9 protein-coding genes, 1 pseudogene, 1 riboswitch and 1 other annotated feature are annotated in these 15,853 nt (G+C 61.9%); of the genes and pseudogenes, 3 read left to right on the forward strand and 7 right to left on the reverse strand.

Annotated features, from left to right (window positions below):
* Positions 1–22: 22 nt before the first annotated feature.
* Positions 23–227, reverse strand: a riboswitch (cobalamin riboswitch).
* A gap of 33 nt (positions 228–260) precedes the next feature.
* A complete protein-coding gene (cobO, locus tag CG51_RS09560) occupies positions 261–887 on the forward strand; it encodes a cob(I)yrinic acid a,c-diamide adenosyltransferase (RefSeq protein WP_035744421.1) in 627 nt (208 codons plus the stop codon).
* Between the two features lie 20 nt (positions 888–907).
* Here cobO and CG51_RS09565 read toward each other — a convergent pair whose 3' ends face one another.
* Together CG51_RS09565 and CG51_RS09570 are read right to left on the reverse strand one after the other, a co-directional pair.
* Positions 908–1,834, reverse strand: a complete 927-nt coding sequence (locus tag CG51_RS09565; protein ID WP_035744311.1) for a glycine reductase — start codon at positions 1,832–1,834, stop codon at positions 908–910.
* A gap of 104 nt (positions 1,835–1,938) precedes the next feature.
* Positions 1,939–4,617 (reverse strand): aminotransferase class III-fold pyridoxal phosphate-dependent enzyme, encoded by a 2,679-nt coding sequence (locus CG51_RS09570; RefSeq protein ID WP_051930339.1) that lies wholly within the window; start codon positions 4,615–4,617, stop codon positions 1,939–1,941.
* A gap of 752 nt (positions 4,618–5,369) precedes the next feature.
* On the opposite strand from CG51_RS09570, the gene CG51_RS09575 reads away from it, so the two are divergent.
* Together CG51_RS09575 and CG51_RS09580 are read left to right on the forward strand one after the other, a co-directional pair.
* Positions 5,370–6,104 (forward strand): VPLPA-CTERM sorting domain-containing protein, encoded by a 735-nt coding sequence (locus CG51_RS09575; protein WP_035744314.1) that lies wholly within the window; start codon positions 5,370–5,372, stop codon positions 6,102–6,104.
* A gap of 347 nt (positions 6,105–6,451) precedes the next feature.
* Positions 6,452–9,319 (forward strand): DUF11 domain-containing protein, encoded by a 2,868-nt coding sequence (locus CG51_RS09580; RefSeq protein WP_143412900.1) that lies wholly within the window; start codon positions 6,452–6,454, stop codon positions 9,317–9,319.
* Here CG51_RS09580 and CG51_RS09585 read toward each other — a convergent pair whose 3' ends face one another.
* The 5 genes and pseudogenes from CG51_RS09585 to CG51_RS09605 all read right to left on the reverse strand — a co-directional run bounded on the left by CG51_RS09585 (position 9,320) and on the right by CG51_RS09605 (position 15,848).
* Complete coding sequence (locus CG51_RS09585; RefSeq protein WP_035744423.1) at positions 9,320–10,732, reverse strand: SulP family inorganic anion transporter; 1,413 nt, start codon at positions 10,730–10,732, stop codon at positions 9,320–9,322.
* A gap of 26 nt (positions 10,733–10,758) precedes the next feature.
* Positions 10,759–10,813: a sequence feature (sul1 is cis-regulatory element that is thought to sense ions involved in sulfur or methionine metabolism; They are found in Alphaproteobacteria), on the reverse strand.
* A gap of 124 nt (positions 10,814–10,937) precedes the next feature.
* A complete protein-coding gene (locus CG51_RS09590) occupies positions 10,938–13,229 on the reverse strand; it encodes an arginine/lysine/ornithine decarboxylase (RefSeq protein WP_035744317.1) in 2,292 nt (763 codons plus the stop codon).
* A gap of 263 nt (positions 13,230–13,492) precedes the next feature.
* A pseudogene (locus CG51_RS09595) lies at positions 13,493–13,736 on the reverse strand (transposase); the annotation flags it as partial.
* A 325-nt stretch (positions 13,737–14,061) separates the two neighbouring features.
* Positions 14,062–14,823 carry an ABC transporter ATP-binding protein gene (locus CG51_RS09600; protein WP_051930341.1) on the reverse strand — a complete coding sequence of 254 codons (762 nt, stop codon included), beginning with the start codon at positions 14,821–14,823 and terminating at the stop codon, positions 14,062–14,064.
* Between the two features lie 5 nt (positions 14,824–14,828).
* Complete coding sequence (locus tag CG51_RS09605) at positions 14,829–15,848, reverse strand: ABC transporter substrate-binding protein (RefSeq protein ID WP_035744319.1); 1,020 nt, start codon at positions 15,846–15,848, stop codon at positions 14,829–14,831.
* Positions 15,849–15,853: the final 5 nt, after the last annotated feature.

The raw sequence follows: 15,853 nt of genomic DNA on the forward strand, positions 1-15,853 counted from the left end.
CCGCGGCTTCGGGCAACCGCCCTGGGGGCGGCAGATCGCGGCAGGTCTCCCGGCTTGCGGATGTCAGGGTTTCCCCTAGCGGGCGCCCCGCCTTCCCGGTTTCCCAGTGGCTCTGCGGGCGACCTCTCCGGTCACGGTCGCGGGGGCGGCTGCGTTGGGGCGGTGAAGCCTGTCGCATTCCCTCTTAGCCTGCCATATGGCAGGAACCAGCGATGCGGACAGCCAAGCCACGCCGCGCGCCGGAAGTCAAGGAGAGTGCCGTGCCCGATGACACCATCACGCCGGAGGAAGCCGCCGCCCATGCGGAGAAAAAGGCGCGCATCAAGGCAGCGCGGGACCGCATGATGGCCCAACGGACCGGAGAGAAGGGGCTGGTGATCGTTCTTACGGGTCCGGGGAAGGGCAAGTCCTCCTCCGCCTTCGGCATGGTGCTGCGCTCCATCGCCCATGGCATGCCAACCGCCGTGGTGCAGTTCATCAAGGGCGCGATGACCACCGGGGAGCGCGATCTGCTGACCGGCAGCTTCGGCCACCTCTGCCGGTTCCACACCATGGGCGAGGGTTTCACGTGGGAGACGCAGGACCTTGCCCGCGATCGCGCTGCCGCGGGGGCGGCGTGGGAAAAGGCGAAAGAGATGATCCGCGATCCCTCGATCCGTATGGTGCTCCTCGACGAGATCAATATCGCGCTCCGCTACGATTATCTCGACATCGCGGAGGTGGTGGCGTTCCTTCGGGATGAAAAACCCCCGATGACGCATGTCGTGCTCACCGGACGGAACGCGAAATCCGAATTGATCGAGGTTGCCGATCTGGTAACCGAGATGCAGGCCGTGAAACATCCGTTCCGCAATGGTATCCGCGCACAAGCGGGCGTCGAGTTCTGAACGCGGCGGCCGGCCGGTGTTCAGGGTGCCCCCAGCGTCTCGGCCCTGACCCGCCGGGCAGTCAGCCGCGCTCTCTCCGCTTCGGCCCGCAGGACGGCGACTTCATCTTGGGTGCGGCTGTGAATGTTAGAGTAATCGAGCTTCCAGCCCGGATCGGGTGAAAACGTCTCCGGCGAGTGCATTGTCGTCCGAGGTCCGGGCGCGTGTTCCAGCATGTCGAGGGCGCGATGAAGGTTACGCAGTTGCGATTCAGGGTCGTTGGGACGCCCCGCCGCATTGCCGAGCGGCATGTCGCTGAACAGCAGACGCGGGGCGCCGGCATGCTCCACGATGTCCTTCGCCGCGCCCATGATGACGGTGGCGATGCCGTTTTCCTCCAGATGCCGGGCCACGAGCGTGACCGTCTGATGGCAGACGGGGCAATTCGGCACGAGAATGGCGGCGGTCACGCCATCCTCCCGGCAGCGGGCCAGTATCTCCGGCGCATCCACCTCCATGGTGTGGCGTTGGCTGCGGTTGGTCGGAGCGCCGTGAAACCGGGGGGCGATCCGCCCGATGCGCGGAGCCGCCTGTCGCAGCGCCACCAGAGGGAACCACGCGCCCTGATCGGTCATGTCGGCATTCTTCCGGTCAATGCCGACATGGGCGATCCGCAGGTCCGGGTCTGTGGCGGTGGGGAGGGAATAGACCTCGTAGAACTTCGCCGCGGAATTGTACGGCGCACCCTGTCCCTGCGGACCCTTGGCCGCATCGTAGGGCACGGCTGTGGTGATGAGGGTGACCGTGCTCAAGGCCAATGGAACGGTCAGCGGAGTAAAGGGCGCGTCGGGATGGTGCGCCCATTCGTAGGGCCTCTCATAGCCGAGGCCAAGATACCAGTCCCGCGTCCGGCGCATGTAACCGACAGGTTCCGTCAACGCGGCATCAGTCTGGCGTCTTTGCATCATCCCGGCCCTCTCTCCCTCTCCGTGGCGCGTATCGAATGCGCCACGCAGCGGCCAGTTGTGCGCACAGACAGCCGGTTTGTCCATGGCCCGGTGATGCGGCAACCTTACCAGAAACGATCGGACCGGTTGCGGATGCCATTATCGGCGACGAGGGAGGACAGGGAATGCTCAGAGTACGGAGGCACACCCGCCCGTCCACCGACCCGGTCGACGGCTTTCCGGCGGAACTGAGCGGCGAAAGCGTTTATTTCCGCATCTGTCACCATATCGCCATACCACTGGGCAGGCGCCGGCTCGAAGCCATGTTCCTCAGCCAGAGCCGAGAGCAGGTCGGCATCCGCCAGGGTGAGTGTGGAGCCGATGCTGAAGTCTCGTTCCTGACCAGAGAGAGCCAGAAGCATCGTCTCGCTCAGACAACCCCAGGCGATGTTGGCAGGCAGCGTCTGGAAAGGCCCGAGGTCCACTTCTCCCGGTGGGCGCACGAGACCGCCATCAAAGACCATCACGCCAGTGCCGCGCAGATCAGCTTTCTGCACGTTCGGCGGACGCGCCACATCGCAGACCAGGGTTCCGGGCTTCAGCCGCCGCGGATCGACAAGCACGGTATCCGAACTCGTCGCCACGAGCACGACATCCGCATCCGCCAGTGCCGGTTCCAGATCGGTCGTCCAGGAGAGGGCGTGTGCGTGACCCGCTTTCGCTTTCGGCGGAACGTGGATCGTCTTCTCCGTGTCCATCTGGCGGACAGAGCGCGCCAGCCGCCCCGGCGTCCATGCATCGGTGCGCGGGCTTCTGGCGAGCGAGGCAAGGATGTCGTCGGCGACCTTGGAGAGCAGGCGCGGCGCAAAGGGATTGCGGGCGTTCCCCACCAGCGTCATGCGTCCGGCCCGGCGGGCAAGCAGCATGGCTCCAAGCCGCCCGATCGCTCCCGATGCGCCCACGACGACCACATGGGCATCCTCGAGGGCAATGCCGGTGCGACGGCAGAGCTGGGTGATCGCCTTCACTGCGGAGACGGTGGTCAGCGTGTTCCCGCTGGTGATGGGCACACCCCGCCCCGTTACGGTTTCACCCCCACGCGTGACGATCGAGGTGAAGGCACCGAGACCGACACGGCATGCGCCCTGTTCCCCGGCGATGGCCACCGCTTCCGCGATCATCTGGCGCGCTTCGGCCTTTCCTTTGCCGCGCATGTCACCGGGCAGCATCGGAACCGAAAGCAGCCAGCCGGATGCAACCTTGCCCGCGCGGGAGGTGACGTCGGGAATTTGGTGCACGATGCCCGGTCCAAGCCCCTTCACCCACGCCTTCCAGCTTGCCAGTTCTTCCTCGCTGAATTGTCGCAAGGAGGCGTCGGAGCGGAAGATATCCTCGTCCTCGGTGTAGTGGATCACGAAACCGAAGCGGCCCGGGACAAGGCTGCCCTTCGGCACCACTGCCGTCTGCGGTGCCATCTGCGGCACTTCTTCGGCAAGATCCCCGCTCCTCCGCGCGATGAGGTGGCGCACGAGGGAGTAGTAGTCGTTCTCATGGATGATCCGGCAGACCGCTTCGAGCGCCGCCACCGCCTTGTCGAGCCCGTCACGACCGAGGATGAGCGGCGGTTGTAGCCGCAGAACGCGGCTGTCATTGAACAGCGGAGCCGTCAGCACCTTCTGCACGTTGACGAGATAAGAGGCGATAAGCGCCGTCACGCCTCCGTTGAAGCCGGCGTGCGCCATGATGGCCGAATTGCGACGCTCCTCGAGCGGCTGGAACTCCAGACCGAGCATGTATCCGCGGCCGCGGACCTCCCGGATCACGTCGGGATAGGCGCGCTGCAATTCTTCAAGCCGCGCCCGGATGTAGGTGCCGTTCTCCGCCACGCGCCGAACCAGCGCCTGATCATCCTCCAGCAGTTGATCGAGCGTCGCGCGGGCAACAGTGGCAGCCAGTGCATTGTTGGCGAAAGTGGAACTATGGAGCCGCCCGAAACGGTCATCCCACGCGGAAGGGCGTACGATGCAGGCTCCAATCGGCATCAAGCCGCCGCCGAGTGCCTTGGAGAGCAGCAGCATGTCGGGCACTTCCTGGAAGCTCGAACAGGCGAACAGCTCGCCGGTACGCCCCAGGCCGGTCTGAATTTCATCGAGAATCGTCAGGACGCCATGCTTTCGGCAAAGGGCGATCGCTGCTTCTGCGTAACCCTCGGGCGGGCAGACCACGCCGCCCTCTCCCTGAATGGGTTCGAAGATGAAAGCCGCGATACCATCCGCAGATGCGACAAGGCGCGCTTCGAGAGCGGCAAGATCGCCGTAGGGAACGTAGTCGAAATCGGGGGCAGGCGCGTTAAACCCCTGCTGATAAAGCGATTTTCCCGTAGCTGAAAGCGCGCCGAGCGTCTTGCCGTGAAAACCGTTCCGGGTGGACAGGATCAACGCGCGACCGCTCCTTATCCGTGCGAGCTTTATCGCGGCCTCCACCGTCTCCGCTCCGCTGTTGGCAAGCGTCGTGACGGAAAGGTCACCCGGCGTGACCTCAGCCAGCCGCTCAGCCAGCCGCTCAGCCTCCGCCGAATGGAGGGGCTGGATCAGAGACGGCATCTGGGCCGCCTGAGCTGCCCGCAAGGCCGCCCAACCGCGCTCAGGATTATGCCCGAAGGGCAGCGCACCGTACTGGGAGAGGAAGTCGAGATACTCTTCTCCGTTTTCGTCAAAGAGACGCGCGCCACTTCCCCGGACCATTGCTCCGTTCAGCGCGAATATCTCCAGCAACTTTGAGCGAGCAGGATTCAAAAAGGACATGAAGGCTCCATTCAGATCTTGGTCGGCTGCTGTCACCGGGGCGAAGCAGTCGGTTGAAGAAGGTCAAACGCATCACGGAGTTGCCGGCCCGAGGGTCGGCAACGTCGGCTCGTCGGTATGTGTCTGAGAGGGCAGCAGGCAGCAGAAGATTGCGAATTCGGGTCGAGTGATTGCTGGATAACTGGCAATGCCTGCCCTAAGAAGCCCAACTTCAATCATGTCTGACATTTCGGCATTTTGCTGCCGACGATGATGATCCCAATGCGCGGTTTTGCGCGACAATCCCCCAATGGTTGTGTAATTGTCTCGGAAACGAGCGTGATTTTTTGAGCAGCTCGCGAATTTCACTGCTGCGCCGCCGCATCCAGTCTCGGCTATTCGGTGACTGATCAGTCCAGTGGTGAAGGGGCGATCTCGCCGATTTCCGGCGCGATTTTTGCCGGATCACCGGGGATGCAATGTTTCTTTATTGATTACAATGCGAAATTTTCCGGTTGAAGGCGTGGTTGGCTTGAGGCCGTCGCTGATGCCTCATCGCGTTCAAGTCGACGTGAGTCGTTCCACCATAATTTCTAAAGAAATTCCTGCGCCGCAGCGCCCCGCCGTTCCGATGCAAGTGGACAATCCGTAGGCATTTTTAGATTGGACGCTGATTTTGCAAAACTTTTGTCAAAAAGACTCGCGCATTAATCATTTATAGGTTTAGATGGTTAAGCACTTTTGATCGGTTGTCACACCCTAGGAGGTATCCAATGGTATTTAAATTCCTCGGCGCCGCAGCATCCACGGCGTTTCTTCTTACGGGCGTCCCCGCATCTGCGGTGACCCTCGTTCTGGACAGCTTTTCCTCTGAGCAGTGGGTTCAGGATGGCCCCACCAGCGACAACCCCAATGCTTCCGAACTAGCGGACATGGGTATTCTGGGTGGCGCTCGCGATCTTGCTGTTCGGAACACCAAGGCCGATGGCAACAACACGGCCACCTCCGAAATGCGCGTTACGGGCGGGAACCTGAAGTTCTCTAACGTGGCTGGCGCGCGCGGCACGGGTTGGATGACCTATGACGGCATCGACGGCGACGGTGTTAACGTTGCGACCACCGGTCTTGGCGGTGTGAACCTGAACATCGGGCGGAACCCCTACTTCTACTTTGCCGCGCCGGCGAATATCGTGTTCGACCATCTCGCCGCCTTCAGTGTCACGGCTTGGGACATGACCGGCAAAACCGTCACCTACAACGAACTGCTGGCTCCGGGCTATAATCCCAATCTTTACTTCAGCGAGTTCACGGGCGACGCCGGCTTTGACTTCGGCAATCTTGGAGCGCTTCAGTTCATGATCAGCTCCTCCGATACCGCCGATGCGGTTGACGGAGCAATCAGCCAGATCGAAGTACGCGCGAGTGTTGTCCCGCTTCCCGCCACAGCCCTGCTTCTGATGGGCGGTGTGGGTGGTCTCGCGGTGCTTCGTCGTCGCAAGCAAGCGTGATCACATTAGCTCTCTGAGCTTGATATTCTTCAAGACGCCGATCCAAACAAAGGGTCGGCGTCTTTGCATTTCAAAAATTTCGTAAGGGATGAGCGCAAAATTAAGCTCCTGATAGTATTCGTTATTAACGATACTTCAGGTAGGCGATATTTTGTTTCAATATTGTAGAAGAATCATTATCATTATTGCGACCGTTAGTATATATTCTGCAATCCTATAGAACATTATTGTGCGAATTCTTTTTAGATGGATTGAGTGCAATGGCGTGTTTTTCCACTGGTTTGCATTCTGCGAAGATTTTTCTGGCGTGTTCGGCACTTGAGATCCTTCCTGCAGGTGCGCGGCCCGTGCCAGTCACGGTGACCATAACCTCTGTCGAGTGTACGCAAAACGAGGAGTGCGACGCCGCTGGGATAGAGGCCGCAGGTGAAGATTGGCCGGACTTTTATGCACGCGTGTTCATCAATGGGGTGCAGGTTGACACGCCCAGAGCAGATGACGATCAGCAGAAAATCCAGCCATTCTGGACTGTCACCGGCACGGTGGACGATTCGGTCACGTCTGTGGTGCCCATCACAATCCAGATCTGGGACCACGACAGCACGAGCGGTGACGACATTGCAGATTCGTCTCCTCAATACGATCACAACAACCTCGATCTGGTTCTTGATCTCGCCACCGGTCGTTGGTCGGGAGATACAGCGACAAGCTGCGCCACTGGCGACGGGGTGGATACAGACGACGATGATTACTACCCGGTCCGCGTCTGCTTCGACATCTCCACGATCTCCGCTTCCGGCGATGCCGATGGCGACGGACTTTTGGACACATGGGAGATTTCGGGGCTAGATGCCGATGGCGATGGTACAGTCGATATCGACCTTCCCGGCATGGGGGCTGACCCGCAGCATCAGGATATTTTCCTTGAGCTTGACTACGAAGCCGGTCGGCCGCCCACACGGGACGGTATCAATGCCATGAAACGGGCCTTTGCTGCTGCACCGCGGCCCAATCCCGACGGCACGACCGGGATAAACCTTCATGTCGATGCGGGCGCGCTTTTCGATGCGGGCGCGGATGAGGCGGGTAGAGCCGGTACCTGCACGAACGGCATCGATGACGATGGTGATGGATTGACGGACGGCCAGGATGGCAGTTGCTTCTATCTCGACGCCAGTCGGGAGGTGGGTGTCGGTGATTGCGGCAACGGTATCGATGATGATGGCGACGGTCTGGTTGACTCTGCTGATCCGCAATGCCTGGTAGGTGACAATCTGGGCGGAGGCACGGTCGTCACCATTACCGCGGCAACGCGCGCCTGCGGGCTGGACGGCAATTTTGCCGCTATCAAGGCCGCACAGTTCAATCCCAATCGGGCATGGGTGTTTCACTACGCCATACAGGCGGCCGCCCCGCCAAACCCTCCGCCTCCCGCGCCGCCGCTCTCCTGTGCCGGCGGAGAGGGAGAGATAGGGGGCAACGACTTCATCTCTCACAATCTGGACGCGGGGACGGTGATGCATGAGCTTGGGCATAACCTGAATCTGCAACATGGAGGCTCAAACTCCATGAACTGCAAACCGAACTACATTTCGGTGATGAACTATAACTTGCAGAGCGGTATTCCGCAGGTTACGGGCGGCAGGATTCTCGACTACTCGCCCCCCCGGACCGCGCTCAACGGATCGACGCGTGCAACCGCTCCGCTTTTACCGCTTTTGGAAAACGCCTTGAAGGAGGCGCTGGCCGTCGATCCGGCCGATGCGAGCAACTCCATCGTGTTCATGAACGGACAGAGCCAGATCACTACCGTGGGCGCGAATACGCTGCCGGACTGGACGGGCGATGCCTCCCTGCCCACAGGGGCGGGGATCAATATCGACAACGGCATACCCGCAACCGCGACCGCCCCCGCTACGGGTGCTCCCGGCTGTGCCAATACCGCGTTAAACAGTCTCCTCGCCGGCGATAACGATTGGAACCGGGTTGCACTGAACTTTCACCAGTTTGGCGCCGGGGCGAGTGGTGCCATCGTGCGCAATGCGGAAACCAGTCCGACGCAGGAAGATTTGGACCGGATGCAGCAGGAAATGCGGCGCACCGATCTTGAACTGACGCTCACTGCCGCGCCCGATCCGGTCGCTGCGGGAACGCCTGTGACCTACGCCGCCGTCATCGTCAATCACGGGCCAAATCCTTCGCTCGCGACGAGCCTCGATCTTGAGGTTCCGCCTGCGTCGGCGCTGTTTCTTTCACCCCCACCCGGTTGTGCCGCCCCATCTCCGGATAAGCTGTCCTGTACAATCGGCATGCTCCGTCCGGGAGAGACCCGGACGCTTACAATGATCGCCATGCTGCCCGCCGATCTGATCTACCTCGCCGGTGCGCCCTTTACGATAGACGCGACGGGCAATGTCACCGACCGGGCTGGGAACGACGCAGTTCCGACAAATAACACGAGTATGGCGACGGTAAAGGCGGTAGCTGTCGCGGACCTCGCCATCAGCTCCTTCGAACCCCCCAACCCGCCGCGTCAAATGCTGGCCGGTGAACCTGTGGTGATAGAACTCGCCTCCATTCTGGGCAGTGGCGGACCTTCCAGCCCGATGGATACGCTTCTCACCCTGCGCTCCATGACCGATAACGGTGCCAATGTGACGCCGACCCTCCTCACCACGACGCAGGCGGCGCTGCGGCAGGATGAGGCCCGTACCGTCTTTGACCACGCTATCCTGCTCTGCAAGGAGCCGGGAAATCACAAGTTCCGCTTCGAGCACCGGATCGCGCCGGATCGCGCCCCCGACAGCGATCCAGCGGCGGGCAACAACACAGCGGTCCATGATTTCGCGATAGAATGCCTGCCCGGTGAACAGCAGCCGCCTTTGTTTGAGACACCGGAAAGGCTGCTGCGGGGGTTGCGGGAGGCAGGACTGGACATCAGTGTGGGGGAGAGCGATCTGCTTTCCTGGTTGTCGACGCACCCTCCCTCAACCTCCTATCCGGCGATCATCACGTCAATCATGCAGAACGGCTGGCACTTCCGCCAACCTGCCTACATCGACGTGATCGTGTGGAACTACGAACAAACCCCCGGCGTCACTCCTCCCCGCCTGACGGCCGATGTCGATACGGAAGTTCTGAAACGCGCGATCCTCGCCGCGTCCAATGAGCGGAACGGAAAGACCATCGAGGATTTCAACACGTTGCTGCAATGACTATCGGCGAGACGGGATGGCCGTGGAGAGACCCCGAATTGTCACCTCCAGCCCATGTTGTGCGAAACGCGCCTTCACCTTTTCCAGAGCCGAAAGAGCGCTTATATCCCAAAGGGTTGCATTGGTCAGATCGATGACCACCGGCCCATCATGGTCGATCGGATCGAAGGCCTCGGTGAAGGCGTCGGCAGAGGCGAAAAATACCTGTCCCGCGACGGTATAGACATCACCGTCGCGGTGCACGCTTTGCATTCGCGCGACCTTGGCGGCAAAGAAGACGCCGCTCATCAGTACGCCGACAAGAACGCCCAGCGAAAGGTTATGGCTCACCAGCGTCATCGCGACAGTTGCCAGCATCACCAGATTGGAGAGCACAGGCGTTTCGCGGAGACGGCGGAGCGAACCCCAGTCCAGCGTGTCGATGGAAACCATGATCATGATCGCGACGAGGGCCGCGACCGGAACTTCCCCGACGATATCCCGGAGTGTCACCATCAGCAGGAGCAGCACACCGCCCGCGGCCAGGGTCGACAGTCGGCCCCGCCCGCCATACTTCACGTTGGAGACCGTTTGGCCGATCATGCCGCAGCCGGCGATCCCGCCGAAGAGGCTCGCTGCGACATTGGCCACTCCGAGACCGCGCGCCTCCATGTTCTTGTCCGAAGGTGTCCCGGTCCGATCATCCACCACAGCGGCGGTCATCAGACTTTCGAGCAGGCCCACCATGGCGATAGCGAGAGCGGGAAGAAAAATGATGTTGAGCAGATCGAGCCCCAGGGGAACGTCCGGCAGGGCGAATGCCGGCAGCCCTTCCGGTAATCTGCCAAGGTCGGCCACACGGGGAATATCGATTCCAATCGCGGAACACAGCGCTGTCAGCGCCACGACGCAGATCAGCGGCGCGGGTATGGTGGTGGTAAACCGGGGCGTCAGGTAGATGATCGCGAGACCGGCCGCGATCACCGCATATCCGGTGGGACCGGCGGTAACGATATGCGGCAGTTGCGCCGCGAAGATCAGGATCGCCAGCGCGTTGACGAATCCTGTCCGCACCGACCGGGAGACATAGCGCATGAGCGTCGCCAACCGCGCGAAGCCGAAGGCGATCTGGAACACGCCCGCCAGCAGTCCCGCGGCGAAAAGGTACTGAACGCCGTGCTCCCGCACCAGCGGTGCCACCACCAGCGCGACAGAACCGGCGGCCGCCGAGATCATCGCGGGGCGCCCGCCGAAAATGGCTATCATGATGCTGATGACGAAGGACGCATAAAGCCCCACCGCCGGATCGACCCCGGCGGTGAAGGAGAAGGCGATGACTTCAGGGATAAGGGCAAAGGTCGCTACCGACCCGGCGAGAACTTCGCGGACAGGGTTTTCCCGCCACTGACGCAGGTAGTGTCGTGTGCTGTTCATCTGATGGAAGCGGACGCGTTTGAATGCGTTGTCCGGCGGATCGGCGGCCGGAATAGCCACCCGGACTGAACCGGGTCCATGTGAATGATGCACTTGTAGCGGAGAAGGCAGTCGTTGCCAAGCGACTCATGCCTATGATGGGCGCTCTCGTGGGTGAGCGGCTCGGGCGCGGCGGTTTCTTACCGTGCCCGAGCAAAATCATGGTTCAGACAGCAATGCAGTCGGCGTAAAACTGGACTTCGCCATTCTCGTCCTCTTCCTGCACCAGCCCATGGATATCCGTTTCAAATCCAGGGCATTCCTTCGCGAATTCGCGGTTGAACTTCAGGTAATCCACGATCTGCCGATTGAACACCTCCCCGGGGATGACCAGCGGGATGCCGGGCGGGTAGGGGGTGACAAGGCTGGTGGTGATGCGCCCCTCAAGGTCGTCGATCGGGACACGCTGGGTCGTGCGGCGGGCGATATGGGCAAAGGCATCGCTCGGTTTCATCGCTGGGACAAGCTCGCTCAGATACATCGCGGTGGACAGCACGGCCACATCGTAGCGCGCGTAGAGTTCGTGGACATGCTGGCAGAGGTCGCGCAGACCCATGCGCTCGTACCGTGGATGCTTGGCACAGAACTCCGGCATGGTGCGCCACATCGGCTTGTTCTTGGCGTAGTCGTCCTTGAACTGCTGAAGTGCCGTCAAGAGGGTGTTCCAGCGGCCTTTGGTGATGCCGATGGTGAACAGCACGAAGAAGCTGTAGAGCCCGGTCTTTTCGACCACCACGCCATGTTCCGCCAGATATTTTGTCACGATCGAGGCCGGTATGCCGGTGGCTTCGAACCTCCCGTCAAGGTTCAGCCCCGGAGTGACGATCGTCGCCTTGATCGGATCGAGCATGTTGAAGCCGGGCGCCATATCGCCGAACCCGTGCCATGACTCCTCGCCGTCGGAGGGATGGATGCCGTCCGCGTCGGTCCGGCGGAGTACCCAGTCCTTCGCGCGGCCGATACCCTCCTCCTCCAGTTCCTCCGGTCCCCAGACCTGAAACCACCAGTCGTCATCGCCGAATTCGGCATCGACCTTTCGCATGGCGCGGCGGAAGTCCAGCGCCTCGGCGATGCTCTCCTCCACCAGCGCCGCGCCCCCCGGCGGCTCCATCATGGCGGCGGCCACGTCGCAGCTCGCGATGATGCTGTACTGGGGGCTGGTGCTCGTGTGCATCAGATAGGCTTCGTTGAAGAGGTGCCGGTCGAGCTTGGTATCCTGCGAATCCTGAACGAGCACGTGGCTCGCCTGACTGATGCCTGCCAGCAGCTTGTGGATGGACTGGGTGGCATAGGTCACCGAATGCCGCGCGCGAGGCCGCTTCCGTCCCATCGCGTGAAACTGCCCGTAGAAAGAATGGAAGGACGCATGCGGAAGCCACGCCTCATCAAAGTGGAGGTTATCCACATAGCCGTCCAGCATGCCCTTGATGACTTCCGTGTTGTAGAGCACGCCATCATAGGTGGATTGGGTCAGCGTCATGATCCGCGGTTTGACGGTTTCCGGATCCACGCCCTCCAGCAGGGGATTTGCGCGAATCTTTTCCTTGATGGACTCGATCTCGAATTCGCTGTGCGGGATAGGGCCGATGATGCCGAAGTTATTGCGCGTCGGCCGCAGGAATACCGGCACAGCGCCGGTCATGATGATGCTGTGCAGGATCGACTTGTGACAGTTGCGATCCACTACCACCACGTCACCTGAAGCAACCGTGTGGTGCCAGACCATCTTGTTGGATGTGGATGTGCCGTTCGTCACGAAAAAGCAGTGATCGGCGTTGAATATGCGGGCGGCATTGCGCTCAGAGGCACCAATCGCACCGTTGTGGTCGAGAAGCTGCCCGAGCTCCTCCACCGCGTTGCAGACATCAGCGCGCAGCATGTTTTCGCCGTAGAACTGATGATACATCTGGCCGATGGGGCTTTTCAGGAAGGCCACGCCTCCGGAATGCCCGGGGCAGTGCCAGGAGTATGAACCATCCTCCGCATAGTCGAGCAGCGCCTTGAAGAACGGCGGCTGGATGCTTTCCAGGTAGCTCTTGGCCTCGCGGATGATGTGGCGGGCCACGAACTCCGGAGTATCCTCGAACATGTGGATGAAGCCGTGCAGCTCTCTCAGGATGTCGTTGGGCAGGTGGCGACTGGTCTTGGTTTCGCCGTATACGTAGATCGGCACATCTTCGTTCTTGCGCCGCACCTCGCGGATGAAGCTGCGCAGATTTTCGATCACCGGGTCGTCGTCCGGACCCGGGCTGAACTCCTCATCGTCGATGGAGAGTACAAACGCGCTGGCGCGGGACTGCTGCTGGGCGAATTGCGAAAGATCGCCGTAGCTGGTCACGCCAAGAACGTCGAAGCCCTCGTTCTCGATGGCCTCCGCCATCGCGCGGATCCCCAGGCCCGAGGAGTTCTCGGATCGAAAATCCTCATCTATGATGACGATGGGAAAGCGGAATTTCATGTCATCCTCCGGGGAAGTGGCAACGGTTGCGCGACAGGTGCTTTTTGCACAGCCTCAGTCAAGGTCAACCCATGGGCTGAACTTGGAAGAAGATGGTGCCGCCGGATATCGGAATGGTGATCGCCAGCAGGTCGGAACCGACCCCGGATCACTCACCTCGACCCAATCCCCGGCCCTAGCCGCAGTGGCACAGACATCGAGTTCAGCCGACCACCCGGCAGAATGCTTTAATGGGTGGCCAATGAACGCCGCACGCCGCTACGTCATGTTGACAGATGGTGGAGCCATAGCCTGATGCAGGCGATGTCGACGAAGCCGAGAAAGCTGTCTGCAGTCTTTGTCGTAGCGGGTTGCGAGCCGGCGACTGTTCTTCATCTTGTTGAAGCACTGCTCGACCATGTTTCGCAGGGTGGAGATGGTCATGTCGACGCTCTTGCGAACCTTCCGGTTCTTGCGCATCGGTATCATGGGTAGAGCGTTGCGGTTCTCGATGTCTTCGCGGATTTTCAGAGTCATAGCGCCAGAAAGACGCCGATCAGGCTGAATTCGCGCCTATCAGAGCAAGCTGGCGATCCCCCAGCGACGTATGGAAGGCCGCGGCCTCGCTCGCCTGACATCCAGAAGCTCCCTATCAGTTTTCAACGAAGCCCTGTTAATGTGACAACAACTGCGGTGCCGATATCGATGCCGCGCGGAGGCCCCCCGGAAATCCTGCGACCGATCAATATGGTCGCGCCCGCCGGTCGCATGAGGTTTGCCGATGCCGTGGCGCGGTGCAGGAACTGGCGGCAGGAGCCGGGAGCGTAGGAAATCGCCCTGCACTGTCGGGGGGTCAGGGTGCCGGTGGTATCGGTGCGATGGGGTCGGTCAGCGCGTCCCGCAGGTCGTTCGCCGTCTGTGCAAAGGCCGGAGCGTGGCGTCGACCCGCGCCGCGTGGCCCGAGAGCGGGCGTCACGACGTGCCGGACGCGGCCCGGACGGGGCGACAGCAGAAGGATGTCATCCGCCATCACCAGCGCCTCTTCGATCGAATGGGTCACGAACAGGATGGCGCGCCCGGATTGCGTTCCGGCCAGACGAAGGGTGACCTCCTGCATCTCTTCGCGCGCCAGTGCATCGAGGCTGGCAAAGGGTTCGTCCATCAGGATCAGTGGCGCGTCCGTTGCCAGCACGCGCGCGAGGGCGAGGCGTTGCTGCATGCCGCCGGACAGCTGCTCCGGCCAGGCATCGGCCGCGCCGCTCAGCCCGACCTGCTCCAGCAGGGCGGCGATCCGGGCCGGGCGCCTGCGTCGGGGGACCGCCGGCATCACCACGGCAAGGTTGTCTGCCACCGTCCGCCAGGGCAGCAGGCGCGCGTCCTGAAAGACCATTGCCGTGCCGAAACCGGGGCGGGGTGGTGCGCCGTCGATAAGGACGCGGCCCGACTGGACAGGCTCCAGCCCGGCGATCAGCCGCAGAAGCGTGGTCTTGCCGCAACCCGACGGGCCGAGCAGGACCGTAACCCCGCCACGGCGAAGTGTGAAGGTGATCCCGTCCAGAACCGGGCCGTCGTAGCGATGGCCAAGCCCGTCGACCAGAAGAAGCGGCTCCCCCATCCCGATCAGCGCGACAGCGTGTCGCCAAGATCGGAGACACCAAGACGCCTCAGCACCCCGTCCATGGGCGCAAGCGACAGCCAGCGTGCGGGATCGGCGATGTAACGCGAATTCTGGTCCATGCCGCGTTCATACCACGTCTGGGCAAAAAGAAGCTCGCTCCGCTGCACACCGCCGTTCACGGTCCAGTTGCCGGCGTAATAGCCGGTGAGCTGTTCCAGCGTCTCGTGCGATACGTCGGGGCGCGCCTTTGCCATCGCAGCGGTCCAGAGTTCGGGGCGTGCCGCAAAGTCGCGCGCCGCACGGGTCAGCGCGGTCAGAATACGGTCCAGATCATCGGCGCGGGTCTCCAGCGTGACGCGTTTGACCACGTTCACCTTGGACACGACGGGAGCGGCGGCGAAATAGTCCTGCACGTCCACCAGCAGGTGAAGACCGCTCCGGTCGGGCAGCGACAGATAGCTGCCGATCGACAGGGTCGTGGCATCCACGCGCCCTGCCATCAGCGCCTGCCCCCGGGCCGCAGGCTGGCCGATGGGCACGAGGGTCAGGGCGTCGAGGCTCACGCCACGCGCCGCCAGCACGGCGGCCGACAGTGTGTGGTCAAGACTGTTCGGCTGGCCGATGCCGAAGGTTCCACCCGTGAGCGTGTCGAGGGTGACATCCTTTCGGGCGGCGATCACGAAGGGAAGGGATTTGTCAGAGGAGTGCACCGCGACGATATCGGTCACCCCTTCGCGATGCAGCGCGAGCAAGGCTTCGAGCGAGATGTTTGCCATCTCCCCCGACCCCGATTGCAGGGCGGCGACGGCCATCGGTGTCTGGCGCACGGAGACGAGCTCCACCTCCACGCCTTCCCGCGTGAAATAGCCCTCCTGCGCGGCGAGGTTAAGCAGCGAATTGGGCACGAGCGGCGCCTCCGTGTCGGTCACGATGATACGGAACGGTGCGGCGGCCACGCTGGTGGCGAAGGACAGCGCGCCAAGAAGCGCGATCAGCAGCGTGCGGAGAAGGACGGGTGGCATTGGAC

This window comes from Haematobacter missouriensis (assembly GCF_000740775.1).
Classification (GTDB): Bacteria; Pseudomonadota; Alphaproteobacteria; order Rhodobacterales; family Rhodobacteraceae; genus Haematobacter; species Haematobacter missouriensis.

Bases quoted from the DNA above. Each gene is read 5' to 3' on its own strand.
- CG51_RS09605 (WP_035744319.1), bottom strand. From the start codon at position 15,848: ATGCCACCCGTCCTTCTCCGCACGCTGCTGATCGCGCTTCTTGGCGCG.
- CG51_RS09570 (WP_051930339.1), bottom strand. From the start codon at position 4,617: ATGTCCTTTTTGAATCCTGCTCGCTCAAAGTTGCTGGAGATATTCGCG.
- CG51_RS09590 (WP_035744317.1), bottom strand. From the start codon at position 13,229: ATGAAATTCCGCTTTCCCATCGTCATCATAGATGAGGATTTTCGATCC.
- CG51_RS09585 (WP_035744423.1), bottom strand. From the start codon at position 10,732: ATGAACAGCACACGACACTACCTGCGTCAGTGGCGGGAAAACCCTGTC.
- CG51_RS09565 (WP_035744311.1), bottom strand. From the start codon at position 1,834: ATGATGCAAAGACGCCAGACTGATGCCGCGTTGACGGAACCTGTCGGT.
- CG51_RS09575 (WP_035744314.1), top strand. From the start codon at position 5,370: ATGGTATTTAAATTCCTCGGCGCCGCAGCATCCACGGCGTTTCTTCTT.
- CG51_RS09600 (WP_051930341.1), bottom strand. From the start codon at position 14,823: ATGGGGGAGCCGCTTCTTCTGGTCGACGGGCTTGGCCATCGCTACGAC.